Source organism: Pseudomonas sp. H2_D02, assembly GCF_054677635.1.
Genome location: NZ_CP162816.1, coordinates 4,789,881 through 4,816,228 on the forward strand (window position 1 = coordinate 4,789,881; position 26,348 = coordinate 4,816,228).

The 26,348-nt window shown below is 62.4% G+C and carries 24 protein-coding genes and 1 pseudogene; 13 read left to right on the forward strand and 12 right to left on the reverse strand.

Going from position 1 to position 26,348, the window contains the following annotated elements; translation table 11 throughout:
* Positions 1–84: 84 nt before the first annotated feature.
* Complete coding sequence (locus AB4N42_RS21810) at positions 85–621, reverse strand: cytochrome b (RefSeq protein WP_030140065.1); 537 nt, start codon at positions 619–621, stop codon at positions 85–87.
* Positions 618–1,697 carry a catalase family peroxidase gene (locus tag AB4N42_RS21815; RefSeq protein ID WP_407684336.1) on the reverse strand — a complete coding sequence of 360 codons (1,080 nt, stop codon included), beginning with the start codon at positions 1,695–1,697 and terminating at the stop codon, positions 618–620. Before AB4N42_RS21815 ends, AB4N42_RS21810 begins: the two co-directional genes overlap by 4 nt.
* 165 nt (positions 1,698–1,862) lie before the next feature.
* On the opposite strand from AB4N42_RS21815, the gene AB4N42_RS21820 reads away from it, so the two are divergent.
* Together AB4N42_RS21820 and AB4N42_RS21825 are read left to right on the forward strand one after the other, a co-directional pair.
* Positions 1,863–2,369: a sigma-70 family RNA polymerase sigma factor gene (locus AB4N42_RS21820; protein WP_030140063.1), complete on the forward strand. Its 507-nt coding sequence runs from the start codon at positions 1,863–1,865 to the stop codon at positions 2,367–2,369.
* On the forward strand, positions 2,366–3,118 hold the full coding sequence (locus AB4N42_RS21825; protein ID WP_460115325.1) for an anti-sigma factor family protein: 753 nt from the start codon (positions 2,366–2,368) through the stop codon (positions 3,116–3,118). The genes AB4N42_RS21820 and AB4N42_RS21825 overlap by 4 nt, the downstream gene beginning before the upstream one ends.
* A 111-nt stretch (positions 3,119–3,229) precedes the next feature.
* On the opposite strand, the gene AB4N42_RS21830 is transcribed toward AB4N42_RS21825, so the two are convergent.
* The gene (locus AB4N42_RS21830) at positions 3,230–4,066 is read right to left on the reverse strand and encodes an IclR family transcriptional regulator (RefSeq protein WP_198798262.1); all 837 of its coding nucleotides are present in this window, start codon (positions 4,064–4,066) and stop codon (positions 3,230–3,232) included.
* Between the two features lie 244 nt (positions 4,067–4,310).
* On the opposite strand from AB4N42_RS21830, the gene AB4N42_RS21835 reads away from it, so the two are divergent.
* The 8 genes from AB4N42_RS21835 to AB4N42_RS21870 all read left to right on the forward strand — a co-directional run bounded on the left by AB4N42_RS21835 (position 4,311) and on the right by AB4N42_RS21870 (position 12,452).
* On the forward strand, positions 4,311–5,336 hold the full coding sequence (locus tag AB4N42_RS21835; protein ID WP_460115327.1) for an ABC transporter ATP-binding protein: 1,026 nt from the start codon (positions 4,311–4,313) through the stop codon (positions 5,334–5,336).
* Positions 5,333–6,202 (forward strand): ABC transporter permease, encoded by an 870-nt coding sequence (locus tag AB4N42_RS21840; protein WP_030140058.1) that lies wholly within the window; start codon positions 5,333–5,335, stop codon positions 6,200–6,202. The genes AB4N42_RS21835 and AB4N42_RS21840 overlap by 4 nt, the downstream gene beginning before the upstream one ends.
* Before the next feature lie 6 nt (positions 6,203–6,208).
* A complete protein-coding gene (locus tag AB4N42_RS21845; RefSeq protein ID WP_030140057.1) occupies positions 6,209–7,003 on the forward strand; it encodes an ABC transporter permease in 795 nt (264 codons plus the stop codon).
* Positions 7,004–7,010: 7 nt separating this feature from the next.
* Positions 7,011–7,301 carry a (2Fe-2S)-binding protein gene (locus tag AB4N42_RS21850; protein WP_323155078.1) on the forward strand — a complete coding sequence of 97 codons (291 nt, stop codon included), beginning with the start codon at positions 7,011–7,013 and terminating at the stop codon, positions 7,299–7,301.
* A gap of 160 nt (positions 7,302–7,461) precedes the next feature.
* Positions 7,462–8,817 (forward strand): FAD/NAD(P)-dependent oxidoreductase, encoded by a 1,356-nt coding sequence (locus AB4N42_RS21855; RefSeq protein WP_460115328.1) that lies wholly within the window; start codon positions 7,462–7,464, stop codon positions 8,815–8,817.
* Entirely contained in the window at positions 8,814–9,929 is a 1,116-nt protein-coding gene (locus AB4N42_RS21860) for an NAD(P)/FAD-dependent oxidoreductase (protein ID WP_460115329.1), read from the forward strand. Before AB4N42_RS21855 ends, AB4N42_RS21860 begins: the two co-directional genes overlap by 4 nt.
* An 18-nt stretch (positions 9,930–9,947) precedes the next feature.
* Positions 9,948–11,009, forward strand: coding sequence for an ABC transporter substrate-binding protein (locus AB4N42_RS21865; protein WP_030140053.1), 1,062 nt, complete (start codon positions 9,948–9,950; stop codon positions 11,007–11,009).
* Between the two features lie 90 nt (positions 11,010–11,099).
* Entirely contained in the window at positions 11,100–12,452 is a 1,353-nt protein-coding gene (locus AB4N42_RS21870) for a leucine-rich repeat-containing protein kinase family protein (protein ID WP_030140052.1), read from the forward strand.
* A gap of 135 nt (positions 12,453–12,587) precedes the next feature.
* Here the strand turns inward: AB4N42_RS21870 and AB4N42_RS21875 are convergent, their stop codons facing one another.
* Positions 12,588–13,292 carry a YebC/PmpR family DNA-binding transcriptional regulator gene (locus AB4N42_RS21875; protein ID WP_030140051.1) on the reverse strand — a complete coding sequence of 235 codons (705 nt, stop codon included), beginning with the start codon at positions 13,290–13,292 and terminating at the stop codon, positions 12,588–12,590.
* Positions 13,293–13,511: 219 nt separating this feature from the next.
* Between AB4N42_RS21875 and AB4N42_RS21880 the strand changes: the two genes are divergently transcribed.
* Together AB4N42_RS21880 and AB4N42_RS21885 are read left to right on the forward strand one after the other, a co-directional pair.
* On the forward strand, positions 13,512–14,912 hold the full coding sequence (locus tag AB4N42_RS21880) for a type VI secretion system Vgr family protein (protein WP_198798266.1): 1,401 nt from the start codon (positions 13,512–13,514) through the stop codon (positions 14,910–14,912).
* 186 nt (positions 14,913–15,098) lie between these two features.
* On the forward strand, positions 15,099–15,647 hold the full coding sequence (locus tag AB4N42_RS21885; RefSeq protein ID WP_460115331.1) for a cytochrome b: 549 nt from the start codon (positions 15,099–15,101) through the stop codon (positions 15,645–15,647).
* 6 nt (positions 15,648–15,653) lie between these two features.
* Here the strand turns inward: AB4N42_RS21885 and AB4N42_RS21890 are convergent.
* A pseudogene (locus AB4N42_RS21890) lies at positions 15,654–16,479 on the reverse strand (1-aminocyclopropane-1-carboxylate deaminase/D-cysteine desulfhydrase).
* On the opposite strand from AB4N42_RS21890, the gene AB4N42_RS21895 reads away from it, so the two are divergent.
* Positions 16,393–16,740, forward strand: coding sequence for a hypothetical protein (locus tag AB4N42_RS21895; protein WP_460116426.1), 348 nt, complete (start codon positions 16,393–16,395; stop codon positions 16,738–16,740). The pseudogene AB4N42_RS21890 and the gene AB4N42_RS21895 overlap by 87 nt on opposite strands.
* Here the strand turns inward: AB4N42_RS21895 and AB4N42_RS21900 are convergent.
* The 7 genes from AB4N42_RS21900 to AB4N42_RS21930 form a co-directional block, all read right to left on the reverse strand.
* A complete protein-coding gene (locus tag AB4N42_RS21900) occupies positions 16,737–17,177 on the reverse strand; it encodes a carboxymuconolactone decarboxylase family protein (protein ID WP_198798268.1) in 441 nt (146 codons plus the stop codon). The genes AB4N42_RS21895 and AB4N42_RS21900 overlap by 4 nt on opposite strands.
* Positions 17,178–17,463: 286 nt before the next feature.
* Positions 17,464–18,906, reverse strand: a complete 1,443-nt coding sequence (locus tag AB4N42_RS21905; RefSeq protein ID WP_030140046.1) for a mechanosensitive ion channel family protein — start codon at positions 18,904–18,906, stop codon at positions 17,464–17,466.
* A 100-nt stretch (positions 18,907–19,006) separates the two neighbouring features.
* Positions 19,007–19,873, reverse strand: coding sequence for a pirin family protein (locus AB4N42_RS21910; protein WP_460115332.1), 867 nt, complete (start codon positions 19,871–19,873; stop codon positions 19,007–19,009).
* 127 nt (positions 19,874–20,000) lie between these two features.
* A complete protein-coding gene (locus AB4N42_RS21915) occupies positions 20,001–20,615 on the reverse strand; it encodes a response regulator transcription factor (RefSeq protein WP_030140044.1) in 615 nt (204 codons plus the stop codon).
* 113 nt (positions 20,616–20,728) lie between these two features.
* Positions 20,729–21,163 carry an ANTAR domain-containing protein gene (locus tag AB4N42_RS21920; protein WP_030140043.1) on the reverse strand — a complete coding sequence of 145 codons (435 nt, stop codon included), beginning with the start codon at positions 21,161–21,163 and terminating at the stop codon, positions 20,729–20,731.
* 64 nt (positions 21,164–21,227) lie between these two features.
* Positions 21,228–24,587 carry a transporter substrate-binding domain-containing protein gene (locus AB4N42_RS21925; RefSeq protein WP_460115333.1) on the reverse strand — a complete coding sequence of 1,120 codons (3,360 nt, stop codon included), beginning with the start codon at positions 24,585–24,587 and terminating at the stop codon, positions 21,228–21,230.
* A 295-nt stretch (positions 24,588–24,882) separates the two neighbouring features.
* Complete coding sequence (locus tag AB4N42_RS21930; protein WP_198798271.1) at positions 24,883–26,217, reverse strand: lysine N(6)-hydroxylase/L-ornithine N(5)-oxygenase family protein; 1,335 nt, start codon at positions 26,215–26,217, stop codon at positions 24,883–24,885.
* Between the last annotated feature and the right edge of the window lie 131 nt (positions 26,218–26,348).

Here is a 26,348-nt window from a genome sequence, read left to right on the forward strand (position 1 = left end):
CAGCGCAAAGATCGCAGCCTCGCTTCGCTCGTCAGCTCCTACAGAGTCGAGCGGGAGCAAGCTCCCTCGCCACGGGTCGCAGGATCAACGCTTGCCACGCAACATACTGTCCAACACCTCATCCCGGCGCACCCACCCGTGGAACAGCGCCGCCGCCAGATGCACCAGCACGGTCAGGAACAGCAGATAGGCCAGGTAGCCATGGGCCTTGCGCAGCAGTGCGAAGGTCTGGGCATCCGCCGGCAGGATGGAAGGCAGGCGAAGCGATTCGCTGAGCATCACCGGGTCGCCCGCCGCCGAAATCATGCTCCAGCCCAACAGCGGCAAGACCAGCATCAAGGCGTACAGCAAGACGTGCGAAGCTTTGGCCGCCAACGCCTGCCAGCCCGGCAGGTCGGCCGGCAATGGCGGTGTTCGCGTGGTAAAGCGCACCACCAGCCGGACGATCACCAGCAGCAGGATCGCAATGCCCAAGGGCTTGTGCAGTTGGAGCAACCATTCATGACGCTCGGACACTGAGGCAACCATGCCTGCGCCGATGAACAGCATGGCGATGACCATCAAGGCCATCAGCCAATGCAGCAGCCGAGCCAACGGTGCGAAATGTCGAGGCGCGTTCATTGGCGAGACTCCTGGGTGGCGGGCAATTGGCTGACTTCACTGCTACGCCGCAGATAAGAACTGGCATAGGCCGCCGAACGCGCGGCCAGCAGCGGGTCATCGGAGCCTTCGATACCACTGGGCAGGATCAGCGGGTCGTAGTTGATGTCACGGCATTCGCCGTTGTCCTGGGCCTGGGTGCTCTCCAATACCAAGGTACCGGCGTTGATCACCTTGCGGTCGCTGGGCCAGGCCTTGCTGGCGTTGTTGACCGGATCGCCCGGGTTGGCCAAGGTGATGTCCAGCCGCCAGCGCAAGGGACCGGCCGCCAGGCGTTTGCCCAGGTCCTGTTCAAGAAAATCGGCGCCTTGGGGTGGTGTCGCGTCCGCCGCATCCTGGCTCATCGGCACCACACCCCAGCGCACGGCCTGGCGTTGCCCGGCAGGATTGACCAGATAGAACGCATTGATCCCGTTGTAGGTTTCGGTGGCGTAGCTGGCCGATGGCTTGGCCGTCTTGATCCATTGCAGGAACGGCATCGCCTCGGGATGCGCGGCAAAAAATGCCGGCACCGCTGCAGGGTTCGGCTTGCCCGTGGTCGGATCTGGCGATTGAGCCTGTTGCAACTGGTAGAACGCCTCGGGCGTCCCCACCGGAAACACTGGCATGCTGTTCATGCCAGTGCGCCATTGCTGCCCATTGGCCTGGGTGAACCGCAATGCCAGGCTTCGGATCGGCACACTGCCGTCCGGTGCGTAAGGATTGCCGCTGGGCAGCGCAAAACGCCCGACCACCGGAGTCCGCGCATCGTTGAACACCTGCGCGCTGGAATAGGCGCGCGCCTCGCCGCTGCTTTCAAAGTAACCGGCGACACAGACACCTTTGGAGTGATTGCGCCGGAAACCCGCATGAACTCCGTTGTTTGTTTCCAGGACATTGACCAACGCCTTGGGCGTCAGGCGATGCGGGTCGAGGGTGCCGTTGACGTAGGCAAATGCTCCGGCCAGCGCCGCAACGACGACGGCAATGCCCGTCAGGCGCAATGTCAGGCTGGCGGCGCTCAGCGGCGGCCGACGTTCAGGAGAAGGGTCAACCATAGGAGACTCCGAGGCACAGGGCCATTTGTGGAAAGGATCCGTCAGACGAAAGCACGATGGGTTTATTCCCTCGCGTCGTATTTATTTTTCCTACGCTGGAATAATCTCGTTCCAGGATCGTCTTTCCAGTCACAAGCAGCGACGGACCCACGAAGCCATGCCCCCATGAACGAACTCGACGACCAGTTGCGCCTGCTCATCCCGCGGCTTAGACGTTTTGCCGTGTCGCTGACGCGCAATCCCAGCAATGCCGATGACCTGGTTCAGGCCTGCCTGGAACGGGCCTTGTCGAAATGGAACGACAAACGCCCGGAAGGCGATCTGCGGGCCTGGCTGTTTTCAATCCTTTACCGGCAATTTCTCGATGCCCATCGCCGTTCCCGGCGGTACGCGCGCATGTTGGAATTCTTCACCGGGCGCGACGATGCACACCCGTCCGCCGAGCGCAGCGTCATTGCCCAATCGTCCCTCCAGGCTTTCGATCAACTGCCTGCCGAACAGCGCGCGCTGCTGCTGTGGGTCTCCGTGGAAGGCCTGAGCTACCAGCAAGTCGCCGACATCCTCGACGTGCCGACCGGAACCGTGATGTCGCGCCTGTCCCGCGCGCGCCAGGCGTTGCGTCAACTCAGCGAAGGCGAAATCGCCCGCCCTGCCCTGCGGATACTCAAATGATCAGCATGCCCCCCAGTGACAACGATCTGCACGCCTACGTCGATCACCAACTGAGCGAGGCCGACCGGCGCCAGGTGGAAACCTACCTGGCCAGCCACCCCGCCGTCGCCAAGCGTGTGCGAGCTTGGCAGCAAGATGCGCAGCATTTGCGCGCAACCCTGAGCGCAACCTTGCAGCAACCGCTTAATCCGAGCCTCGACCCGACCGTCATCCGACAACGCATGAAACATCGTTCGCGTCGGCATCTCGCCAGCGCAGCGGTCTTGATGCTGGCCGTCGGTGTCGGTGGATTGGGCGGTTGGCAGGCCCGGCAAATAACCCTGCTCAGCGCTGCAGCGCCCATGGCTGATGCATTGCAGGCGTACCGGCTGATTGCCCAGCAAGGCGTGCTCCCGGCCGATTACCAGACGGGCGACGAACACAGCATGCAAGGCTGGCTCGACCGTTACTTCACCCAGGCCGACCGTTTGCCGGACCTTTCGGCGGCGGGCTTCAAGCCGGTCAGCGGACGATTGCTCAGCACTGAACAAGGCGCGGCGGCGATGGTGGTCTATCAGGATCCGAGCGGCCAGAAGATCAGCTTCTATATTCGCCCACCGGGTCCAAGGAATTCCCTGCTGCCCCGTGGCAGCCGGCGCGACGGCGAACTGCAAGCCGAGTACTGGTCCGGGCCTGGGTACAACTATGCGATGGTCATCCCCAGTGATACGCCGACGGCGCAGAAGCTCAAGCAAACCCTGGATTTCTAACCACCATTATCCCCTGTGGGAGCGAGCTTGCTCCGGGCGGCGATCCGACGATAGCGGTGGATCAGTTGGAAGTGATCTCCCACAGAGTGACAAAAGTCCGGAAGACTTCATTTATCCCTGCCTGAACACCTGCGAAGGCCTGCGCAGCAGCGGGTCGAACGGATTGATCCGCGGTCCGATCACCGCCGCTTCGCGCTTGAGCATTTCCACCACGGTCGGCAGGCGATCCGGCCCGAGCCGGTCGCTGATCGTCGCCACGCTCAGGGCAGCCACGGCCCGTCCTTCACGATCGAGTATGGGCACCGCCACCCCGGCCATGCCCTGCAACACCCCAGTGTTGCGCCCGGCATAGCCCAGCGCGCGGACGTTCTCCACTTCCGTGCGCAGGAAGACTTCATCGTAGAGATGGAAATCCTTGAGTCGCGGCAAGTTGTATTGAATCACCGTGTCGCGCTCTTCCTCCGGCAGGAACGCGAGGATCGCCAGGCTGCCCTGCCCCACGCCCAAGGCCACTCGACCGCCGATGTCACCGGTGAAGGTGCGGATCGGAAACGGACCTTCACTGCGGTCCAGGCAGATCGCATCGAAGCCGCAACGGGCCAGCAAGAATAGCGAATCCCCCAGGGACGCCGACAACCGCAACATCGCCGGCCTGGCCAGTTCCCGCAGGTTGCCGGTGTTGCCAGCGCGAGCGGCCAGGGCGAAGAAATCCAGGCTCAGGCGATAGCGTTTGCTGCGCGCATCCTGCTCGACCATGCCTTCGTCCATCAGGTTGCGCAGCAAGCGGTGCGTGGTGGGCTGGGACAGGCCGATACGCTGGGCCAGTTGCGTGACGCGCTCGCCCCCTTCAGCGGTCTCGCCCAGGCTGCGCAGCACGGCAAACAACCGGGAGACCGAGCCAACCCCCACTTCGTTCTTTTCGATATTCCGCTCAATGGAATCAGGCATAAAATTTTTTACTCAGTTATTTACTCACCGAATGAAACTGAAAATAGTCATCGCTTCAGTGAAATAGTCCATTGAGCCCATCCTATTCTTCGTCCTACTCTGCGTCCATACAGGGGCGATTCGAACAACAGCGGCAGCCGACTTGAAGTCGAGCGCCAACGCACCCCGCGACATCTTTCGTATCTGCCCATACAAAAAAGCGCGCCTCGCGGCGACGCATAACAATCTCAGGTGGAGCGCAGTCATGGCTTTCGTGCAACTTGAAGACTTGAGCAAACGTTATGGCGACCTGGACGCCGTGGTCGCCACCAACCTCTCAGTGGAGAAAGGTGAGTTCGTCTCGCTGCTGGGGCCGTCCGGTTGCGGCAAGACCACGACGTTGCAAATGATCGCCGGCTTCGTCGAAGCCAGCAGCGGCCGCATCCTGCTGGACGGGCGCGACATCACCCACGCCAAGCCCGCCAGCCGCGGCTTGGGCGTGGTGTTCCAGAGTTACGCGCTGTTTCCCCACATGACCGTCAAGGACAACATCGCCTTCGGCTTGCGCATGCGCAAAGTGCCCAACGTCGAGCTGCAGTCCCGGGTCGACCGCGTGCTCAAGCTGGTGCGCCTGGATCGGCATGCCGAGCGTTACCCACGAGAGCTTTCAGGCGGCCAACGCCAGCGCGTCGCGTTGGCCCGGGCACTGGTAATCGAACCGCCGGTGTTGCTGCTCGACGAGCCGTTGTCCAACCTCGACGCCAACCTGCGCGAAGAAATGCAGTTCGAAATCCGTCGCATCCAGCGCGAAGTCGGCATCACCACGCTGATGGTTACCCACGACCAATCCGAGGCGCTGTCGATCAGCGATCGGGTCGTGGTCATGCAGGCCGGCCGTATCACCCAGATCGACGCGCCCTACACCCTTTACGAGCACCCGCGCACCGAGTTCATTTCCGGCTTCGTCGGCAAGGCCAACCTGCTGCCCGGTGAACGTGACAGCGCCGGAATCGTGCAAGCCAGCAGCGCCGGTAAAGGCGAACTGACCCTGAGCCTGCGCCCGGAAAAAATCGACCTGTGCGCCCCCGGCTCGGGACGGCTGCAAGGCACCATCACCAACCGTTTCTTCCTCGGCAGCCAGTGGTTGTATGGGGTCTCCACCCACCTGGGTGAACTCAGCGTGGTACGGCGCAACGACGGTTCGGCGCCGCTGGCCGAAGGCACTGCCGTCGGCCTCGACTGGGACCCGGCGCTGCTGCGGGTGTTGAGCGTGGATGAGGTGTCGGCATGAAGCTGATCGACGCCATGAAGCGTGGCCGCCAAGGCTATTGGATGTCGGCCCCGGCCCTGGCCTTGTACCTGGGTCTGCTGGTGATTCCCCTCGGCCTGACGCTGGTGCTGTCGTTCAACGTCTTCGACTACGGCTCGGGCATCAACGGCGACGCCTACACCTTCGAGCACTACACCAGCCTGCTGGGCGATCCGTACTTCTATGAAATCTTCCTGCGCACCTTCTGGATCAGCGCCCTGACCACGCTGCTGTGCGTGGTGATCGGCGTACCCGAGGCCTACATCCTGAGTCGGATGGGCGCGCCGTGGCGTTCGATCTTCCTGATCCTGATCCTCACGCCGTTGCTGATTTCGGTGGTGGTGCGAGCGTTCGGCTGGAGCCTGCTGCTCGGCGCCGACGGCCTGGTCAACCAGACGCTGCAAGCCCTCGGCGGCTCACCGATGAAGCTGCTCTATACGCCGTTCGCGGTCGTCATCGCCCTGGTGCATGTGATGCTGCCGTTCATGATCATTCCGGTGTGGACCTCGCTGCAAAAACTCGACCCGGCCGCCGAACAGGCCGCCCTTTCCCTGGGTGCGAGCCAGATCACGGTGATCCGTAAGGTGGTGCTGCCACAGATCATGCCGGGCGTGCTGTCCGGCACGCTGATCGTGTTCGGCCTCGCCGCCAGTTCGTTCGCCATCCCCGGCCTGCTCGGCGGCCGGCGCTTGAAAATGGTCGCCACGCTGATCTACGACCAATACCTGTCGGAACTCAACTGGCCCATGGGTGCTGCCATTGCCGTCGCGCTGTTGCTGCTCAACCTGCTGATCATGCTGTCGTGGAACCGCATGATCGAAGGCCGCTACAAGAAGTCATTGGGGTAATTCTTCATGTCCAGGAACGGTCCTTTCGCCCTGTTGTTCCATGCCTTGGTAGTGGTGTTCATGCTGGCGCCGCTGGTGGTGGTCTGCCTGGTCGCCTTCACGCCGGAAAACACCTTGAGCCTGCCCACGACGGAATTCTCCCTGCGCTGGTTCCGTGCCGTGTTCGAGCGCGCGGATTTTGTCGATGCGTTCTACAACAGCCTGATCCTGGCGTTCAGCGCGGCCTCGCTGGCGACGCTGATCGCGGTGCCGGCGGCGCTGGCGATCACTCGGCTGGAGTTTCCTGGCCGGGATTTTTTCAACGGCCTGTTCCTGTCGCCGATCATCATTCCGCACCTCGTGCTGGGCGTCGCGCTGCTGCGGCTGTTCGCGCTGATGGGCGTGAACGGCAACTTCAGTTGGCTGATCTTCGCCCATGTGTTGGTGATCACGCCGTATGTGCTGCGACTGGTACTGGCCTCGGCCATCGGCCTGGACCGCAGCGCCGAGCAAGCCGCGCAATCCTTGGGAGCCGGTCGTTTCACCCTGTTCCGGCAGATCACCTTGCCGATGATTTTGCCCGGCGTGGCCGGAGGCTGGCTGCTGGCGTTCATCAACAGTTTCGATGAAGTCACGCTGTCGATTTTTGTCACCTCGCCGGCCACGCAAACCCTGCCGGTACGCATGTACGTCTACGCCACCGAATCCATCGACCCGATGATGGCGGCGGTGTCGGCGCTGGTCATTGCGCTCACCGCGCTGACCATGATTCTGCTCGACCGGGTCTATGGCCTGGATCGGGTCCTGGTAGGCAAACAATGAGGGCGCCATGGCTCTGCTGAAACGACTGGTCGAAAGCGACCGCCCGGCCCTGGACTTCCTGCTCGACGGCGAACCCGCCAGCGGATTGCTCGGCGACACCGTGCTCACCGCCGTCCTGACCTGCAGCGAACACTTGCGCGGCAGCGATTTCAGCGCCGAGCCCCGTGCCGGCTTTTGCCTGATGGGCGCGTGCCAGGATTGCTGGGTCCGCCTGGGCGACGGCCGCCGCGTGCGCGCCTGCTCGACGATGCTCGAAGCTGGCCAGCAGATCATCCGAGAACCGGGGCGGCAGGTATGAATGGCTTTGACAGGTATGGCCCCATCGCGAGCAAGCTCGCTCCCACAGGGGAACTGTGGCGCACGCGCAATCGGCATCCGCAACAGATCCCATGTGGGAGCGAGCTTGCTCGCGAAGGCGGCCTCGACAGCAGCGAAAATCCGCTGCCGGTGAGGTTGCCATGAAACCCATCGTCATCATCGGCGCCGGCCCCGCTGGTATCCGCGCTGCGCAAACCCTGGTCACCCATGGCCTCTATCCGGTCCTGCTGGACGAAGCCGCGCGCGGTGGCGGACAGATTTACCGGCGCCAGCCCGCGAACTTCACCCGGCCGGCGGACACGCTGTATGGCTTCGAAGCAGCCAAGGCCAACGCCATCCACCAGACTCTGGATGAATTGCGCAAGCAGCTCGATTACCGTCCCGACACGCTGGTCTGGAACGCCGAAGCCGGTCAGTTGGATACCTTGCATGAGGGCCGCGCCGCTCGCCTGGATTACGCCAGCGTGATCGTCGCAACAGGGGCCACCGACCGGATCCTGCCTGTTCCTGGCTGGACCTTGCCAGGCGTCTACAGCCTGGGCGCGGCGCAGATCGCCCTGAAGTTCCAAGGCTGCGCCGTAGGTGAACGTGTGGTGTTCGCAGGCAGCGGACCACTGCTTTATCTGGTCGCCTACCAATACGCCAAGGCCGGCGCCAACGTCGTCGCCGTGCTCGACAGCTCGCCGTTGAGCGCGCAGGTCCGCGCCCTGCCCGGTCTGCTCACGCAACCGGCCACGCTCGCCAAGGGGCTTTATTACCGCGCCTGGCTGACGACTCATGGAATCCCGGTGCATCAAGGTGCCAGCCTTGCGCGCATTGAGGGCGAGCGCCGGGTGCAGTCGTTGAAATGGCGCAACAAAAAAATCGAGCACACCCTCGATTGCGATGCGGTCGCCTTCGCCCATGGCTTGCGCAGCGAAACCCAACTGGCCGATCTGCTGGACTGCGAATTTGCCTGGAGCCCGCTCAACCGCGCCTGGCTACCGCAACGCGACAGTGCCGGGCGCAGCAGTTCAGCCGGGGTCTACCTGGCCGGCGACGGCGCCGGAATCATGGGTGCGGACGCTGCCGAGATGGCGGGTGAGCGAGCGGCCCTGGCGCTGCTCGAAGACCTCGGCTACCGAGTCGACCCGCAACGTTGCACCCAGCTGGAACAGTCCCTCGTCCGCATCGGCCATTTCCGCCAGGGCCTGGAGCGCGCCTTTGCCTTCCCCGAGGACTGGGCCGGCGTCGCTCCCGACGACCTGATGATTTGCCGCTGCGAAGAAGTCAGCGTCGGCGATATCCGACGGGTCGTCCGGGAAGGTCATTGGGAAATCAACCGGGTCAAGGCCCATTGCCGGGTCGGCATGGGCCGCTGTCAAGGGCGGATGTGCGGTGCCGCGGCAGCAGAAATCATCGCCCATGAAAGCGACCGCGCCGTCGGGGAAATTGGCCGCTTGCGGGCACAGGCACCGGTCAAGCCGGTGCCGTTTGGCCTGGAGGTCGAGCCATGATCGAGGTCGATGCAGTGATCATCGGTGGCGGCATCGTCGGCGCCTCGGCGGCGTTGTTCCTGAGCAAGGCCGGGCGTCGTGTGGCGCTGCTGGAACGGGACTTCTGTGGCTCGCACTCCAGCGGCGTGAATTACGGCGGCGTGCGGCGCCAGGGCCGTCCGTTGTCGCAACTGCCGCTGTCGCAACGGGCGCATGAGATCTGGGGGCAATTGCCGCAATTGATCGGCATCGACGGCGAGTATCAGCGCAGCGGCCATCTGAAGCTGGCCCGCAGCCTCGATGACTTGCGTTCCTTGCAGGACTACGCCGCCAGCAGCCGGGGCTTTGGCCTCGATTTGCAGCTGCTGGATCGCGACGAATTGCGCAGGCGCTTTCCCTGGGTCGGCAGCGTCGCGGTCGGCGCCTCGCTGTGCCCGGACGACGGTCATGCCAACCCGCGCCTGGTCTCGCCGGCATTTGCCCAGGCGGCTCGCAGGCACGGCGCGCAGGTGCACGAACAGTGCCCGGTCAGCCAGGTCACGCACGACGGCCAGCGCTTTGTCGTGCGCACCGAAACCGGCCTCGAATTTCGCGCGCCGTGGCTGCTGAACTGCGCCGGCGCCTGGGCGAGCCGGTTTGCCGCGCAGTTCGGCGAAGCAGTGCCGATGCATGCCGGGCACCCGGCGATGCTGGTGACCGAGCCGCTGCCGGTGGTGATGGACGCCAGCACCGGCGTCGAGGGCGGTGGCATCTATGCGCGCCAGGTCGCCCGGGGCAATTGCGTATTGGGCGGCGGTCAGGGTTTCGCGCTGGACGACGCCCGCGCCCGGCCTGGCCAGAACGCGGTCATCGAGATCCTGCGCCAGGCCGTCGAACTCTACCCGTTCCTGGAGGGCGCCCAGGCGATCCGTACCTGGAGCGGCACCGAAGGCTACCTGCCCGATCGCCAGCCGGTGATCGGCCCCAGCAGCACCCAACCCGGCCTGTTGCATGCGTTCGGCTTTGCCGGCGCGGGCTTCCAGATCGGCCCGGCGGTGGGCCAGGCGCTCACCGAGATCATCTGCAGCGGGGCTTCGTCCACGCCGCTGGATGCGTTTTCCATCACCCGGTTCCACTCCATCTCCGTTGCTTGATAGAGGAAGGTCGCGCCAATGAATAACGTCAAACGCAGTGCACTGTTTGGTTTCTGCTCGCTGGGTTCCGCTTGCCTGGGCGCCCTGCTCCCGGTCACCCAGGCGTTGGCCGAGCCGACGCTTTACCTGGGCATGAACGGCGGCACCATGGAGCGGTTGTACGCCGACAAGGTCCTACCCGCCTTCGAGAAGGCCAACAACGTCAAGGTGGTGATCGTGCCGGGCACTTCGGCCGACATCCTCGCCAAGGTCCAGGCCAGCAAGGGCAACCCGCAGATGCACGTGATGTTCCTGGACGACGGCATCATGTACCGCGCCATCGCCATGGGGCTGTGCGACAAGCTGCAAGACAGCGCGCCCCTGGCGCAGATTCCGGCCAAGGGGCGCATCAAGGACCAGGCCGTCGCCGTCAGCCTCGGCGTCACCGGGCTGGCCTACAACACGCGGCTGTTCAAGGAAAAAGGCTGGAACACGCCGACGTCGTGGATGGACCTTGCCGACCCGCGATTCAAGGACAAAGTGGTGTTCCAATCCATGGCCTCGTCCACCTTCGGCCTGCACGGTTTCCTGATGTTCAACCGGATCCAGGGCGGCAGCGAAACCGATGTCGAGCCGGGCTTCAAGGCGTGGCCGAACACGGTCGGGCGTAACGTGCTGGAGTACATCCCCAGCTCGGCGAAAATCTCCGAAATGTTGCAGACGGATGAAGCGGCGCTGTTCCCGCTGACGCCGACCCAAGTCACCGCCTTGAAACTCAAGGGCATGCCGGTCGAGTACGCGCAACCGAAGGAAGGCGCGGTGGTGCTGAACGTCGCCGAATGCGCCGTCGCCCAGAACAGCGAACCCGAACTCGCACAGAAACTCGCCGCGTTCCTGCTGACCCCCGAAGCCCAGGCCATCGCCCTGGAAGAAGGCGACCAGATCCCGTCCAACCCCAACACGCCGACCACCGACAAGACTCGCGGCCAGGTGGAAGCAATGAAAAAATACCTGGAAACCGCGATTGCGGTGGATTGGGATCAGGTCAACGAACAACGTCCGGCCTGGAACGCGCGGTGGAACCGCAGCATCGAGCGCTAGGACCGCTGGCGCTGCCTTTTTTGTTTATCATGCGGGCCTGCGCTGGTTTCATTATGGCGCTCGGCCCCCTTGATGACAGCGACCTCCACCATGCACACCCTCACCCAACTCCAAACCAGCCAGCTATCGGGCATTACCCGATTGAAGCTGTCATGCGACCTGACGGTGTTCCCCCAGGAAATCTTCGAGCTGGCGGACTCGCTGGAAATCCTCGACCTGAGCGGTAACCAGCTCGACAAGTTGCCCGACGATCTGCACCGCCTGACCCACCTGAGGGTGCTGTTCTGCTCGGATAATCACTTCACCGAACTGCCCGAATGCCTGGGCCGTTGCAGCGCATTGACCATGGTCGGCTTCAAGGCCAACCAAATCGAACGCGTCACCGGTGCGGCGTTGCCGCCGCTGCTGCGCTGGCTGATCCTGACCGATAACCGCATCAGCCAACTGCCGGCGGAGCTGGGCCAACGCCCGCATCTGCAAAAACTGATGCTGGCCGGTAATCGCCTGCGCGCGTTGCCGGAGAGCCTGGCCCAGTGTCATCGCCTCGAATTGCTGCGTGTTTCCGCCAATCAGTTGGCCGAGCTGCCGTCGTGGTTGTTGGAACTGCCAAGGCTCAGTTGGCTGGCCTACGCCGGCAACCCACTGGAAGCGGAAGCCGACGCCCGGGCGCTGCATATCGCGACGCCGATCGACTGGTCGCAACTGAGCTTGCAAGCCTCATTGGGCGAAGGCGCTTCGGGCGTGATCCATCAAGCACTGTGGCAACCGCCGGGCCAGGCCGGGCGCAACGTCGCGGTCAAGCTCTACAAAGGCCAGATGACCAGCGACGGCTCGCCGTTGCATGAGATGCATGCGTGCATCACCGCCGGTAAGCATGCAAACCTGATCGAAGTGTTGGGCCAGGTTGCCGGTCACCCTGAGCAACAGGCCGGACTGGTGATGGCCTTGATCGGACCCGAATACCGCAACCTGGCCGGGTTGCCGAGCCTGGAATCCTGTACGCGCGACGTGTATGCCGATGAACTGCGCCTGGGCGCCGACGTGGCCATGCGCATCGCCCGGGGCATTGCCTGTGTGGCGGGTCATCTGCATCGGCAAGGCCTTACCCATGGGGATCTGTATGGCCACAATATCCTCTGCAATGACCAAGGCGATTGCCTGCTGGGGGATTTTGGCGCGGCGTCTTTCCATGCCACGGTTGATGACAGGCAGACACGCGCGTTGCAACGCATCGAGGTGCGGGCCTTCGGGATTCTGCTGGGAGAACTGCTTGCGCGGATCGATCCGGCGCTGGGTACCGAGGACCTTGCACGACTGCAAGACCTGGAGGCGCGCTGCTGTCAGCCGGATGTGCTGGCGCGGCCCGGGTTTGACGAGATTGAAGACTTTCTGGACGACCGTGGCGAGGGAGCTTGCTCCCGCTCGGCTGCGAAGCAGCCGTAAAACCGGCGAATGCGGTGTATCTAAAGCTCCACATTCGGCAGTTTTGGGGCCGCTTCGCGACCCAGCGGGAGCAAGCTCCCTCGCCACAGGTGGTTGGACGACCTTAAGTGAACAGCGTTACGTCAGGACGAGGGTTTAACCCGCCAAGCCGACAAACATGTCCTGCACGTCGTCATGGTTGTCGAGGCCTTCGAGGAAGGCCTCGACTTCAGCCATCTGCTCATCGGTCAGGCCGCTGACCGGGTTTTTCGGCTGATAGCCCAATTTGGCGGACAACACCGTGAAGCCCTGCTCCGGCAACGCCTTTTGTACGGCGTCGAGATCGGCAGGCTCGGTGATGAACAGCGTCGCACCGTCCTCGCCGGGTTCGAAATCCTGGGCTCCGGCCTCGATGGCGGCCATTTCCGGATCCGCGTCCGGGCTGTCCGGGGCGGCCTCGATCATGCCGACGTGATTGAAATCCCAGGCCACCGAGCCCGAAGCGCCAAGTTGGCCCTTGCGGAACGCGACGCGGATCTCGGCGACGGTACGGTTGATGTTGTCGGTCACGCACTCAACGATCAGCGGCACCTGATGGGGCGCAAAACCTTCGTAGGTGACACGATGGTATTGCACGGTCTCGCCAAGCTGGCCGGAACCCTTCTTGATCGCACGTTCCAGGGTCTCGCGGGGCATCGAGGCCTTTTTCGCCTGCTCGACCACCAGCCGCAAGTGCGCGTTGGTCGCGACATCGGCGCCGTTGCGCGCGGCAATGGTGATTTCCTTCACCAGCTTGCCGAAGATCTTGCCCTTGGCGTTGGCAGCCGCTTCTTTGTGTTTAACCTTCCACTGTGCGCCCATTACTCACTCTCTTGTCTGACGCGCCGAGACATCTGCCGGCCGGCGCTGTGGCGCAAGTTTATACGCCCACAACCAGCTGATCGACCAAAAAATCGTTCCCGCTTCATCGACATTTTCACTACATGCTGTAGGGCGTTTCCGAAATAGCGATTCGGGCACGGCGTCATACGCTGGGGTTTCGTACCCTTCGCACTTCTCTCCGTGAAAATATGGGCGGCAATGCGCAACGATATGGAAAATCCCTTCAGCCTGACGATCATGCAAAGCGACATGCGCCTGCATGTCCTGGGGCTCAACGGCCGGGAAGCCCTCAATCAGCCGTACCGCTTCGACCTCGACCTGATTGGCCAGGAGCCGCCGATCAGTCCCGACGCGTTGTTGGGCCAAGCGGCCTTCCTGCGCCTGGACGGTGAGTCCGGCATACACGGGATCGTGCACAGCGTGAGCCTGAGCGCCGAGGCTGCGCACCGCGTCGGCTACCGGCTGACGCTGGTGCCGTACATCCAGCAACTGGAACAAGGACTGCGACGTCGAGTTTTTCATCGGCTCACCGTTGTGCAGATCCTGCAGCGCCTGCTGGAAGAAAACGCAATTCCCGCCCTCAGCTATCGCTTCGAACTGCCAAATGGACATTACCCGTGTCGGCCATTTTGTATCCAGTACGAGGAAAGCGACCTGACGCTGCTGCAGCGGCTATGCGAAGAAGAAGGCATTCATTACCACTTCGAACACAGCCCCCTGGGTCACGTCATGGTATTTGCCGAGGATCCGAAGAGCTTTCCCGTACAGGCGGTTGAACTCCTGATGGAGGCGGATAAAGTCGGCGCCATTACGCGGTTGTATCAACGCCACCATTCAATACCTCCAGGTCCGCCCCACGGATTTCGCGATCGTGCAGCGGCCGAAACGGCCGACACCGCGAACCCCGCATCCGAGGCGGCGCACGAAAGAAAGCGTGACGACCCGACACGGATTCACCGTTTCCAGGCAGGCCGGCGGCATCTGGAACGGTTGCGCTACCGAAAACGAGAGATCCATGGGCACACCCTCTCGCCGGCCCTGCGCAGCGGTCATATCGCGCGGATCGATGGGCACCCGGTATCGACGTTCAACGACCAATGGCTGATTACCGAGGTTCGGCATCGCGGGCGACAATTTTCGATTCTTGAAACGAACCTGCCAACCCCACCCGCGGCAAAGGACTACCGCAATCAGTTCTGCGCGATTCCTTGGTCCTCCGTGTACCGACCGCTCCTCGTGCATCCCAAGCCATGCGTACCTGGCAATCACCTCGCCTATGTACTCGGTCCGCCTGGCCAGGCCGCGACATCCGACCTACAGGGCCGGGTCATGGTCAGCCTCTGGAACCGCGACGACGAAGGCATTGCGCTGCCCGTGTCGTGCCTGACGCCCGGCGATCACCCTTCGTTGCTGGCCGGTAGCGAGGTGCTGGTGAGCTTCCTCGACGGCGATCCCGACCGACCGGTCCTTTGCGTGGGATTGCTCGAGCCTGGCCCGGGCAATGGTGGCCCCACGTCGCCCCGCCCCTTGGCGCCGAGCAACGACAATACGGGTTTATTGTTCGAGTGGCTCTTGAACCCACCAGACATCACCCCTTGAGAAAGCCCATGAGCTGGCCGGAAAAATGGGTTCCCGCCGGCTGCATGGCGAGAGCATTTTGCGAGCGGATCATAAATTCATCGACGCAACCTGATCTGGCTCATGCAAACCCAGCGAAACGGGCTTAAAGTGCAAGCACAACGCTGCTCTAGACAGCGCTTTACCCTGATGGCTGGAGATACCCGCATGCCCTGGAAAAATTCCGCAAACCGTTACAGTACCGTCACGGTCACCTTGCATTGGCTGATGCTGGTGCTGTTGGCCGTGGTTTATGCCTGCATTGAGTTCCGAGGCATTTTCCCCAAGGGCAGCGGCGGCCGAACGCTGATCAAGGAAGCGCATTTCATGCTGGGCCTGACCGTGTTCGTGTTGGTATGGCTACGCCTGTTTGCTCGCAGCATGGGCAAGGCCCCGGCGATTTTCCCGGCTTCGCCCGCATGGCAAACATTCCTGGCGCGCCTGATGCACTGGGCGTTGTACCTGTTCATGATCGCGATGCCACTGCTGGGCTGGTTGATCACCAGCGCCGAAGGACACCAAGTGATGTTCTACGGATTTGATTTGCCACTGCTTGGCGAACCGGACAAGGCGTTGGCCAAGCAAGTGGAAGGCTGGCATGTGCTCGGCGGCACCATTGGCTATTGGTTGATTGGCCTGCATGCGCTGGCGGGGCTGTATCACCACTATGTGGTGCGCGATAACACGTTGCTGCGGATGATGCCCAAGCGCGGCTGAAGACAGTCACTGGAATCCCCGGCGGCCTTGCAAGCCGCCGGTGTGGACAAAGATCAGCCGAGTGCCGGACGGCAAACTGCCCGGCCTCGACCCGAGCCTTGAGCAGCAACAGTGCCTTACCGGTATACAACGGCTCCAGCTCGATCTGCGCTGTGGTTTCGATGAAGGCTGTGAGCCCTTCGTCAACCCGGGCAAATCCGCCACGACTGCCGTCAATCAGTTCATAAAGCGGATTGCCCAACCCCGCCTCTTTCACGATGCCTTCGACTTGCTGCTTCACGCCGTGGCTTTCGGGGACCGCCAGGACGCCATGGACCGGACGCCTTCCTGCCTCCGCCAGCACCAGGCCGGCCAACGACGTTCCAGTGCCGCACGCCAGCCACCAACCGTGATAATCGCTCCACCCCAAACCCGCCAATTGATCGCGAACGCTGGTCTCCCAGATCATGCAGCCCTGCGCGCCAGGCAACCCCGAGCCGCCTTCAGGGATCGGCCACAACTGCGGATATTGCGCCTGCCAGGGCGTCCAGAAATCCGCATCATGGCGCCTTCGATACCCTTCATAACCCAACCAGTGCAGCGTCATGCCGAACGCTTTCAAGTCGAGTACCGTCGGCGTTTCCTGAGGATGGCCACGCAGCAGTCCCACCGTCGGGAAACCGAATCGTTGGCCCGCCGCCGCCAACGCGTGCAGGTGATTGGAGTAGGCGCCGCCAAGGCTGATGATCCCCTCCGCACCTGACGCATGGGCGCCACGCAGATGATGGAGCAGCTTGAACCACTTGTTGCCACTGATCAGCGAATCGGTCCGGTCCAGGCGCAACACCGCCACCTCGACGCCAGCATCGGCGAGCCAGTCCAGGTGAAGGGGTTCGAGGCGAGGCTGGGGGTGCCAGTCGAGGGCGTGAAGGAGCATGGCTGTGGGCCGGTTGGAAAACAGGCCGGCATATTAACAGCTGGTCGCGCGCACCCTGACATCGAAAAAACTGTGGGAGCGAGCCTGCTCGCGATAGCGGTGGGTCAGCCAACACTTCTGAAACTGACTAACCGCCATCGCGAGCAAGCTCGCACAGGTACTGATCTGACTTCTTAAGCCTCGGGCATTTTCCGGAAGCCCACCGCCAGCCGGTTCCAACCGTTGATGGCGTTGATCGCCACGGTCAGGTCGACCATTTCCTTGGGCGTGAAGTGCTCGTTCAGCAGTTCGTAGTCGGCGTCGGGCGCGTGGGTCTCGCTCAGGCGCGTCAGGGCTTCGGTCCAGGCCAGCGCGGCGCGCTCACGACCGGTGAAGAACGGCGTCTCGCGCCAGGCGGTCACGGCATATAAACGCCGCTCGGTCTCGCCGTCCTTGCGCGCATCGGCGGTGTGCATGTCGATGCAGTACGCGCAGCCATTGATTTGCGAAGAGCGCAGCTTGACCAATTCGATCAAGGACTTTTCCAGGCCCAGTTTAGAGACCGCGTTCTCCAGGCCCAGCATGGCTTTATAGGCATCAGGGGAGGCGGCATAGAAATCGATACGCGGTTGCATGATGAACTCCTGAACAATTGGGTGTAGCGCTACGTTAGCCCTGCACTGGCGCGGGACAAATAGCCAATTGTTGGGAAGTTCGGGTGGCCAATGGAGACCGAGACGCCTATGGAAATGACGCAAGCTTCTGTGGCGAGGGAGCTTGCTCCCGCTCGGCTGCGTAGCAGTCGTAAACCGGTTGGCACGGTTTAACAGATATACCGAGGGGCCTGGTTTCAGGGCGGCTGCGCCACCCAGCGGGAGCAAGCTCCCTCGCCACAAGGGCACGGCGTGCTTTCGATGGGTGTCACGCTCGGCTGCGCAGCCATTGCAGGAAGCGTTTCTTGGCGACCGGCTTGGGCAGTTCGCGGGTCAGGTTCTGGGCCAGGTGGATGCGCACGTCCAACAGGTTTTTCATGGCGTCGCCGATGTCGCGACGGGCCTCGAGGCAAGGTTTGAGGTAGCTGTTCTCGATGCGATAAAGCGTGCAGAAAGTCTTGGCATTGAAATTCGCCAACGCCGCTTGTTCGGCGACGATCCCGGCTTCGCCGATCACTTCGCCCGGCCCCATGCGGCCACCCTCGAGAGGCTGGCCGTTACGTAGGAGGCTCACACTGACGACGCCGGACTCGATGATGAACAGATGATCGCTGACCTCCCCGGCGGCCAGGATCACCTCGCCGGCGCGAAACGTCTGCAGGGTCATGTTCTGGCTGAAGGTGTCTTTTTCGTCCGGGCGCAGCGTGGAAAAAATGCTCGAGCTTTCCAGCAACGCACGGGGCCGCGACACCGCCAGGGCCGCAGTGCTTTCGCTGGTGGATAGCAGGCTCACGCCCGATGCATGCAGATGCCGAAACGCCAAGTCGAACAGTTGATTGCGCACCTCGCGTTTCTGCCCCATAGAGGCCACGAACCCGCTGATTTCATATTCCGCCCCGGCGCTGCTGGTGCCCTTGAGCGTGACGCAGGGCGCCGGGCTGGCAAGCAGTGCACGACAGCCGATCATCGCCCGTTCCAGCGCTTCGATCACCTTTTGCGGTCGCGCATGGGGGCTGACCTGAATGCTGATGGACAAACCATGCATATCGCTCGGTCGGCTGAAATTGACGATCTTGGCTTTCGCCGCCAGCGAGTTGGGGATCACCGCCATGCTGCCCTGGGAGGTCTGCAACCGCGTGGCACGCCAGTCGATGTCGGTGACCCGGCCTTCGGTGCCGTCGATGGAAATCCAGTCATCGACTTGATACGGCTTGGTGGTGTTGAGCACGATGCCGGAAAACACGTCGCTGAGGGTGCTCTGCAAGGCCAGGCCGACGATGATCGCCATCGCGCCGGAGGTTGCCAGCACGCCCTTGACCGGCAGGTCCAGCACATACGCCAAAGCCGCGATGACCGCGACCAGGAAGATCACCGCGCCGAGCAGATCCTGCAACAGCCGCCCCGTATGGCCGACCCGTTGCATCATGACCGCACCGATCATCACGGTCAGGGTCCGCGCGGCAAACAGCCACCACGCAATCTGCAGGCCGGTAGCCGCCAGGTGCCGAGGCACGTCATCGACCCACTGCGCTGTCTGCATGGGGTTGAGGCCTTCATTGAACAGCAGCATGCTGAACAACATGAAAATCACCAGCCGCCCGCCGATCTTCCAGTACATCCGTTCGGCACTGACGAACCGCCACGCCAGCAAATCGAGCACAAGCAACGCCAAGGCACTGAGCAGCGGGTGGGCGGTGATCAGGGAGAACATCGGGGACAGCTCCAGGAGGGTCGTTGGCGTGAAGATTGGCACAGAATCAACACGCTGTAGAGATCACCACAAGACTCCTTGTGGGAGCGAGCCTGCTTAGCTAGCCATCCATCCGCCCAAAGCGCCCGGAATGAAAATCCTCGAAGGCCTGGTGAATCTCCTCCTCGCTGTTCATCACGAACGGACCATGGCCGACAATCGGCTCGTCGATGGGCTCGCCGCTGAGCAGCAACACCACGGCGTCGTTATCGGCTTGCAGATTCACCTGGTCGCCGGCCCGATCGAACAAGGCCAGTTGCCCCGCCTCGACCCGCTCGCGGCCATTGACCTGGACCGTACCTCGCAGCACCACCAGCGCCGTGTTATGGCCCTCTTGCAAATCGAGGGTCAGGTCCTTGCCGGCATTCAAGCGAATATCCCAGACCTCGATGGGCGTGAAGGTCTTCGCCGGGCCCCGATGCCCCTCGAAACTCCCGGCGATCAGCCGCAGGCTGCCAGCGTTATCCTTCAAGGCAATGGTGGGGATGTCACTCTTGAGCAGGGTCTGGTAGCCGGCCGGGGCCATTTTGTCCTTGGCCGGCAGGTTGACCCACAACTGGACCATTTCCATGAACCCGCCTTGTCGAGCGAAGGTTTCGGAATGGAATTCCTCATGGATGATCCCGGAGGCGGCGGTCATCCATTGCACATCACCAGGGCCGATCTTGCCGCCGCTGCCGGTGGAATCACGGTGTTCAAGCTCGCCCTGATAGACGATGGTCACGGTCTCGAAACCGCGATGGGGATGCTGGCCGACGCCACGTCGCTCTGAAGTAGGGGAAAATTCGCTGGGCGCCGCGTGGTCCAGCAGCAGGAACGGACTGATGTGCTTGCCCAGGTTGTCGTAGGAAAACAACGTGCGGACCGGAAAGCCGTCGCCGACCCAGTGGGTCCGCGGGCTGGTATAGAGGCCGATGATGTTTTTCAAACTGTGTCTCCAAATCAGGTGTTGCGACTCGATGGACACAGCTTAAAACCCGTACCGTTGATGCACCAGACTGCAAAAACCGGCCATAGCGTTCTATTTACAGAACAGCCAACAAGCTCGCTTTACCTTAAAGATGATTGCGCTTGGCAAATTCCGACAGCCCCACCAGGGAAGTGAGACCGAGCTTTTCCAACAGGCGCGTCTTGTAGGTACTGACCGTTTTCGGACTGATGAACAATGCATCGGCGATGTCCTTGCCACGCATGCCCATCGACAGCATCCGCAGGATGGACAGCTCACGGGTGGAGAGGCTTTCCAGGGCCTGCTGTTCGCCACGCTGGTGAAAATCCAGCCTGACAGGCATTTGAGGGAAATAGGAATAGCCGGATTTCAACGCGTGAATCGCCTTGATCAGCTCCTTCAGGTCGCTTCTCTTGGTGACAAACCCCCTCGCCCCGGCCGCGATACAACGGTTGCAGAAATGCTGGGCATCCTGGGAAGTGAACACCAGCACCGCGCAGCCGGGAAATTCCATCAGGATCCAGACCAGCAGGTCCAGGCCATCGAAACCATTCATCACCAGGTCCAGGATCACCAGGTCGGCCCGCGCCTCCTTGATCTGCGCCTTGGCCTCAGCCACGCCGCTGACGTCACTGATATTGGTAAACCCTTCGTTCTGGCACACGAGCCGCAAAGCGCCACGTATGACAGGGTGATCATCCACGATCATTACATGCTTCAAGACAGCTCCCCGAATGAATGCAAACCACGCCGATGCTCAAACTGCAGCGGACTGTTACACAAGCGATAGGCCGCGCCACCTGTCAGACCTGACAGTGCCGACTAACGGTGCGATCAGCTTCCCTGGCCCCGCCTGCAGGCATGGGGCCAAGGCTGGGCCGACTCGCTGGCCTCGGGGTCAATGAAGGTCATCAGGCGTTCCAGCACGGCCGAATCGGGCAACGCGGCAGTGGTCACCTGCAAGGAGGGCGGATGCGCGAGGGGCACCGATTCCAGGAGCGCCTGCTGGGCGTTATAGATCATTGAATGACGAACCTGCAGGTTGCCGCGCAAGAATCCGGTCAGATCCAGTGATCCGCTTGCAAGGCCGGCATTGACCAGGACCAGGTCGAAAGGCTTGCTGCCGTATTCCACCAACGTCAGGAATTCCTCCAGGCTACCCACCGGCGCGATGCAGAAATAGCCGTGATGATTGAGCAGCCGTTCGAGCTTCATCCGATGATAATGCTCCGTGTCGGCAATCATGATTCGTAGTGCTTTGTTCGGCATGGCAGGCATTCCAATGGCAACGCGGCAGGTGTAGACCGGGTCGGAAACGTTAAGTCGCGACAGGCTAGAGGAAGGTTTTTTTAGGACGCTGTAGGACAATTCCCAAATAAAGCACGGAAAAATCCGCGCCCGACTTGCGGCTCAGGGCGCCTTGGTCTGGCGGTGATCGGGTGAAGCCTGAAGAGGTTCGCCGCACGGGCCCGGAGGGGGCGGACTCTCCAGCCATATAAAAGTGCAGCCGTTCCGTGAGGTGCTCCATCGCCCGGCACACCGCTTCCACCGATTCGGTGAGCGCCGCGTTGATACCCTCGCGACAAGCGCTTTCCAGCGCGTCGCATGCCACCACCAGCGGCTCTGCCTGGATAATCCGTGCGCCGCCCTTGATCCGATGCGCCAGGTCGGCCAACCCGGACACGTCATGGCGCGAAGACAAATCCAGCAATCGCGCCTTGTCCATGGCGTTGCTGGCGACCAGTTCCTTCAACAACGGGTGAATCGACAGCCTGTCGCCACCGGCCAGCTGTTCCAGGGTGGTCAAATCGAAGTCGCCCGTGGAGGCCGGCGCGTCGCGCTGGGGCGTGATCAATACCAGGCGCGCGTTCAATTGCTGCAGGCTGATGGGTTTGAACAGGCAGTCATCCATGCCTGCCTCGATGCAGCGAGCCGTTTCCTCGGGCTGGGCATTGGCCGTGAACCCCAGGATCACCGTCGGCGACAAAGCCCCGGCCCGCTCCTCTTCGCGGATGGCACGGGCCATTTCATAACCGCTCATCAACGGCATGTTGCAGTCGGTGATGAGCACGTCGAACTGCCCGTCGCGCCAGGCACGCAGCCCTTGGACGCCGTCTTCAGCCTGCTGCACCGGGTGCCCCAAGTACCTCATCTGCTGGCACAGCAGCAAACGATTGGCTGGATGATCATCAACGACCAGGATCTTCAGCACCTGGCCCAGCGGCGTCTGAACCTCGACTGCGGGCACGCGGGGCAACGCCTCCAGCAACGGCACCGCCAGCCGGATCTCGACTTGCGTGCCCTGCCCCGGCACGCTGCTCAACGCCAGGGTGCCGCCCATCATTTCACACAGGGTGCGGCTGATCACCAACCCCAGCCCGGAGCCACCGCGAGCGCCCTGGGCGTGGTCGCCGACCTGGGTGAACGGGCTGAACAGGCGTTGCTGGTCTTGCGCCGAAATGCCCGGGCCGGTGTCTTCGATCAACACGCGGATGGCCAGGCGCTTGTCCTCCCCAGCCGGCTCAGCTCCAAGGCTCAGGCGTACCTGGCCTTGTTCGGTGAACTTGATGGCGTTGCTCAGTACGTTGGAAAGGATCTGCTTGAAGCGCAGCGGGTCGATCAAGACGTCATGGTCGCTGGCTGCATCCAGGTCCAGATCCAAGGACAGCTGTTTTTCCCGGGCCAGGCCATCAAACATCCGCGCCACGGCCTCGATCAGTTCCCGCAAATTGGCCCGCGTCGGCACCAGGGACAGCTTGCCGGATTCGATGCGAGCGATGTCGAGGATGTCACCGATCAGGTCCAGCATGCCTCGGGCGGCACCTGAGGCCACTTCGATGGCCGACTTGTCCATGACGCCCTGGTCGGCTTTTTTCAGGGCCAGTTCCAGCATGCCGATCACGGCGTTCATTGGCGTGCGGATTTCATGGCTCATCGTCGCCAAGAACGTGGTCTTGGCCCGGTTGGCGTCGTCGGCGCTGGCCTTGGCCACGCGCAACTGTTCCAACAGCCGTCGCAGGTAGACAACCCAGCCCAACACCAGCAGCAGGAGCAGCGCGGCGATGGCAAACCCTTGGACAATCGCAGTGCGATGGCGCAGCCAGTAGCTGTCGTTGATCACCACCTCACTGCGCCAGCGGTTGGTGAGCTCGTCCATTTCCTCTGGGGAAATGCTCAGCAGTGCCTTGTCCAGGATCGAGTAGAGCTCGGTCGCGTTGCGGCTCGTCGCCAAGGCAACGCGGATGGGCACCGTGCCCACGGTGCTGGTGACTTGCAATGTGTCGCGGTACTGGCGCGAGATCATGTAGCGGGCACTGATCAGCGAATTGATCGCACCATCCGCCCGACCTGCGGCGACCATGGCCATGGCATCGGCCATGTTTTGCGCCGGCACCCGTTGCACGCCGGGGAACTGCTCCGACAGGTACTCACGCAACACGTTGCCACGCACCAGCGCCAGCCGCTTGCCGGCCATCCGGTCCACGGTCAGGGCGTCCGAGGCTTTGGCCGGCACCACCAGCACGAAAGGGCTTGTCAGGTACGGGCGGGTGAAGCGCAGTTCATTTTCAAGCTCGGCGCTGGGGATCGCGGTAGCCAGGACATCGGCCTTGCCAGTGGCGATCCGGGCGATCAGGTCGTCCACCGAGTCGCCACGCTGGATGTCGAATTTCAGCCCGGTGCGCAAGCTGATCCTGGCCAGCACATCGGCACCGATGCCGCGCAATTGGCCTTGCTCATCGAAGAAGGTCAACGGCAGGAAATCCGCGCTGACGGCTACGTTGATACGCGGATGAGCATCGAGCCAGCGCTGTTCATTGACGCTGAAATGCAACGCTTGCCGGCCCGGCACGCTCGCCCCACCGGCGCTCCAACGCCGCAGGATGCCCATGCGTTCGCCGACGGGAATGGCCTGCAGCGCGGCATTGACGACGCGCAACAGGCGCCCGTTCTCGCGGCTGACCGCAAAGGCGAACGGCTGCACTTCCATGCGGGAGAAATCCGCCAGTTGTACGTTGTTCAGGTAGTTCTTGCTGATCAGGTAATGGGCGCTGATCGAATCCCCCAGATAAACGTCGGCCTGGCCGAACGCCACGGCGCCGATGGCGCTCAAGGTCGAGGGGAACAGCTGCAACGTGGCGTCCGGATAAAAAGCTTCGACCGTTTCCGGTGGCAAGTAGTGATAAAGCATGGCCAGCCGTTTGCCCGCCAGGTCCGCCGGCAGCTCTTCGCTGTCGTCGACACGGGTCACCAGCGTCGGCACGTCATCGGCATACGTCCGTGACATCGCCAATGCGGGGTCGCCGGCCTCGAAACCGTTGGCGGTGCCGAGCAGATCGATTTCCCCGCCATGCAGGGCCTGGAGTGATGCATCCCGCGACGCGTACCGCCGCACCTGTATGTCGATGTGCAACAGCTGACCCAGCAACTGTGCATAGTCAGCCGTCAGGCCTTCATAATCGCTGCCATTGCCGGTGATGCTGAACGGCGGGTAATCCGGTGCCGAGGCACCCAGGAGCAACGTGCCCTTGCGTCGCAGCCAGGTCCGGTCAGCCTCGTCCAGGGTCACCGAATAGTCGTTCACAGCAGAACGCCCGAGCACATGCAGCGACTCGGGTGCCGCGCCCACCTGGGGCGCCACACTTGATAGACCCAGCCATATCGCCGCCAGGCCTGTGCGCAGGAACAGCATCATTCGATCAGGTTTCGCTTGGCGAAATCGGCCCGGACGCTACATCAGCGACCGGCTGATCGGTTCAAACTGCCAATGCGAGGGAACAGTGAACCGTCCACGTACCTCCCGGAAAACCAGGAGGAGCGTGAGGTGAGTGTAGGAAGTTTCTGAGGAATTTCCTGGCGGGCTTGCGATTGTTCTGTAGGAGCTGGCGAAGCCTGCGATCTTTCGATCTTGATCTTGATCTTTCGCTTGAGATGTAAATGTCAGGGGAAAGATCGCAGCCTCGTTGCACTCGGCAGCTCCTACAGGCAGCTCACACAGCGGCCAATCGCAAATCGCGCTCCGGCCGAGCCTGCCCGCGATTGTTTCCATGCTCATAGAGCGAGCCGGCGATCTCATCGGCGCGCACCGGCAGGATCGACAGCAAGGTGTCGCTCAGCCCGTGGCTGGCCTGGCAGAAACCCTGCATGTAGATCGCCGCCTTGCAGCGCTCGTCGGTGATCAACTTGTAGTTGCGATCCACCTCGAAATCCCCGAGGTACTGCGCCAACGGTTCGAGCAAGGTGCGGTGCATCTGGCGTTCGTAGCCGGTGGCGAGCACCACCGCGTCGTATCGGCGCACCGACAACTCGCCAGTGGCGTTGTTGCGCACCGCCAGCTCCACGCCATCCTTGGTCGCGGTGGCTTTCTCCACCGTGGTCAGGGTGCGGAACCCATGACGGGCGATGCCCGAGACTTTCTGACGATAGAAAATCCCGTAGATGCGCTCGATCAGGTCGATGTCCACCACCGAATAATTGGTGTTGTGGTACTCGTTGACCAGGCGCTCACGTTCGCTGTGGGGCTGCTGGAACACCAGGTCGGTGAATTCCGGCGAGAACACTTCGTTGACGAACGGGCTGTCATCCGCCGGCTTGAGGGCCGAGCCGCGCAGGATCATGTCGACCTGCACCGACGGGAAGCTGTCGTTGAGGTCAATGAACGCTTCCGCCGCGCTCTGCCCGCCGCCGATGATCGCAACGTTCATTGGCTGGCCGCTCGTGCACGGTTGGCTTGCCATGCGCTCCAGGTACTGCGAGTGATGGAACACCCGAGCGTCATCCTTGAACGTCTTGAACGCCTCGGGAATGCGCGGCGTGCCACCGGCACTGACCACCACTGAACGGCTGATGCGCACGCACTCTTCCCCTTCGCGGGTGCGGGAAATCACCCGCAAGGCTTCGACCTGCTGGCAATGCAGCACCGGTTCGATGCGCAGCACTTCCTCGCCGTAGCGGCTCTGCCCGGCGAATTGCGCCGCCACCCAGCGCAGGTAGTCGTTGTACTCCATGCGGCACGGGTAGAACGTCCCGAGGTTGATGAAATCCACCAGGCGGCCATGGTGCTTGAGGTAATTGACGAACGAGTAAGGGCTGGTGGGGTTGCGCAGGGTCACCAGGTCCTTGAGGAAGGAAATCTGCAGCTCGCTCTGGGTCACCAGCGTGTTGCCGTGCCAGCGATAGTCAGCCTGTTTGTCGAGGAACAGCACGTCCAGTTCGCCCTGCACCGGGCCACGCTCCTGCAGCGCGATGGCCAGCGCCAGGTTCGAGGGGCCGAAGCCAATGCCGATCAAGTCGTGAACGTGGGGCGCTGCAATTGCCTGAGTCATGTCCAGTGTCCTCTGGAAAAGCCCCTCAACAGGGCACGAAAGCCGGGTGACCTGTTCGGCGCGCATCGGGCCGCCAGATCGTCTGTTGAGAGGAACGAAGAGGATGTCAGAAAATTTACCGCCGCAGGATT

Coding starts and splice junctions, on each gene's coding strand:
- AB4N42_RS21850 (WP_323155078.1), top strand. CDS start 7,011: ATGGCTCTGCTGAAACGACTGGTCGAAAGCGACCGCCCGGCCCTGGAC.
- AB4N42_RS21925 (WP_460115333.1), bottom strand. CDS start 24,587: ATGATGCTGTTCCTGCGCACAGGCCTGGCGGCGATATGGCTGGGTCTA.
- AB4N42_RS21815 (WP_407684336.1), bottom strand. CDS start 1,697: ATGGTTGACCCTTCTCCTGAACGTCGGCCGCCGCTGAGCGCCGCCAGC.
- AB4N42_RS21820 (WP_030140063.1), top strand. CDS start 1,863: ATGAACGAACTCGACGACCAGTTGCGCCTGCTCATCCCGCGGCTTAGA.
- AB4N42_RS21900 (WP_198798268.1), bottom strand. CDS start 17,177: ATGCAACCGCGTATCGATTTCTATGCCGCCTCCCCTGATGCCTATAAA.
- AB4N42_RS21930 (WP_198798271.1), bottom strand. CDS start 26,217: ATGACTCAGGCAATTGCAGCGCCCCACGTTCACGACTTGATCGGCATT.
- AB4N42_RS21880 (WP_198798266.1), top strand. CDS start 13,512: ATGCGCAACGATATGGAAAATCCCTTCAGCCTGACGATCATGCAAAGC.
- AB4N42_RS21835 (WP_460115327.1), top strand. CDS start 4,311: ATGGCTTTCGTGCAACTTGAAGACTTGAGCAAACGTTATGGCGACCTG.
- AB4N42_RS21855 (WP_460115328.1), top strand. CDS start 7,462: ATGAAACCCATCGTCATCATCGGCGCCGGCCCCGCTGGTATCCGCGCT.
- AB4N42_RS21865 (WP_030140053.1), top strand. CDS start 9,948: ATGAATAACGTCAAACGCAGTGCACTGTTTGGTTTCTGCTCGCTGGGT.
- AB4N42_RS21860 (WP_460115329.1), top strand. CDS start 8,814: ATGATCGAGGTCGATGCAGTGATCATCGGTGGCGGCATCGTCGGCGCC.
- AB4N42_RS21845 (WP_030140057.1), top strand. CDS start 6,209: ATGTCCAGGAACGGTCCTTTCGCCCTGTTGTTCCATGCCTTGGTAGTG.
- AB4N42_RS21875 (WP_030140051.1), bottom strand. CDS start 13,292: ATGGGCGCACAGTGGAAGGTTAAACACAAAGAAGCGGCTGCCAACGCC.
- AB4N42_RS21810 (WP_030140065.1), bottom strand. CDS start 621: ATGAACGCGCCTCGACATTTCGCACCGTTGGCTCGGCTGCTGCATTGG.
- AB4N42_RS21895 (WP_460116426.1), top strand. CDS start 16,393: ATGGGCGCCACGCAGATGATGGAGCAGCTTGAACCACTTGTTGCCACT.
- AB4N42_RS21905 (WP_030140046.1), bottom strand. CDS start 18,906: ATGTTCTCCCTGATCACCGCCCACCCGCTGCTCAGTGCCTTGGCGTTG.
- AB4N42_RS21870 (WP_030140052.1), top strand. CDS start 11,100: ATGCACACCCTCACCCAACTCCAAACCAGCCAGCTATCGGGCATTACC.
- AB4N42_RS21920 (WP_030140043.1), bottom strand. CDS start 21,163: ATGCCGAACAAAGCACTACGAATCATGATTGCCGACACGGAGCATTAT.
- AB4N42_RS21840 (WP_030140058.1), top strand. CDS start 5,333: ATGAAGCTGATCGACGCCATGAAGCGTGGCCGCCAAGGCTATTGGATG.
- AB4N42_RS21830 (WP_198798262.1), bottom strand. CDS start 4,066: ATGCCTGATTCCATTGAGCGGAATATCGAAAAGAACGAAGTGGGGGTT.
- AB4N42_RS21825 (WP_460115325.1), top strand. CDS start 2,366: ATGATCAGCATGCCCCCCAGTGACAACGATCTGCACGCCTACGTCGAT.
- AB4N42_RS21885 (WP_460115331.1), top strand. CDS start 15,099: ATGCCCTGGAAAAATTCCGCAAACCGTTACAGTACCGTCACGGTCACC.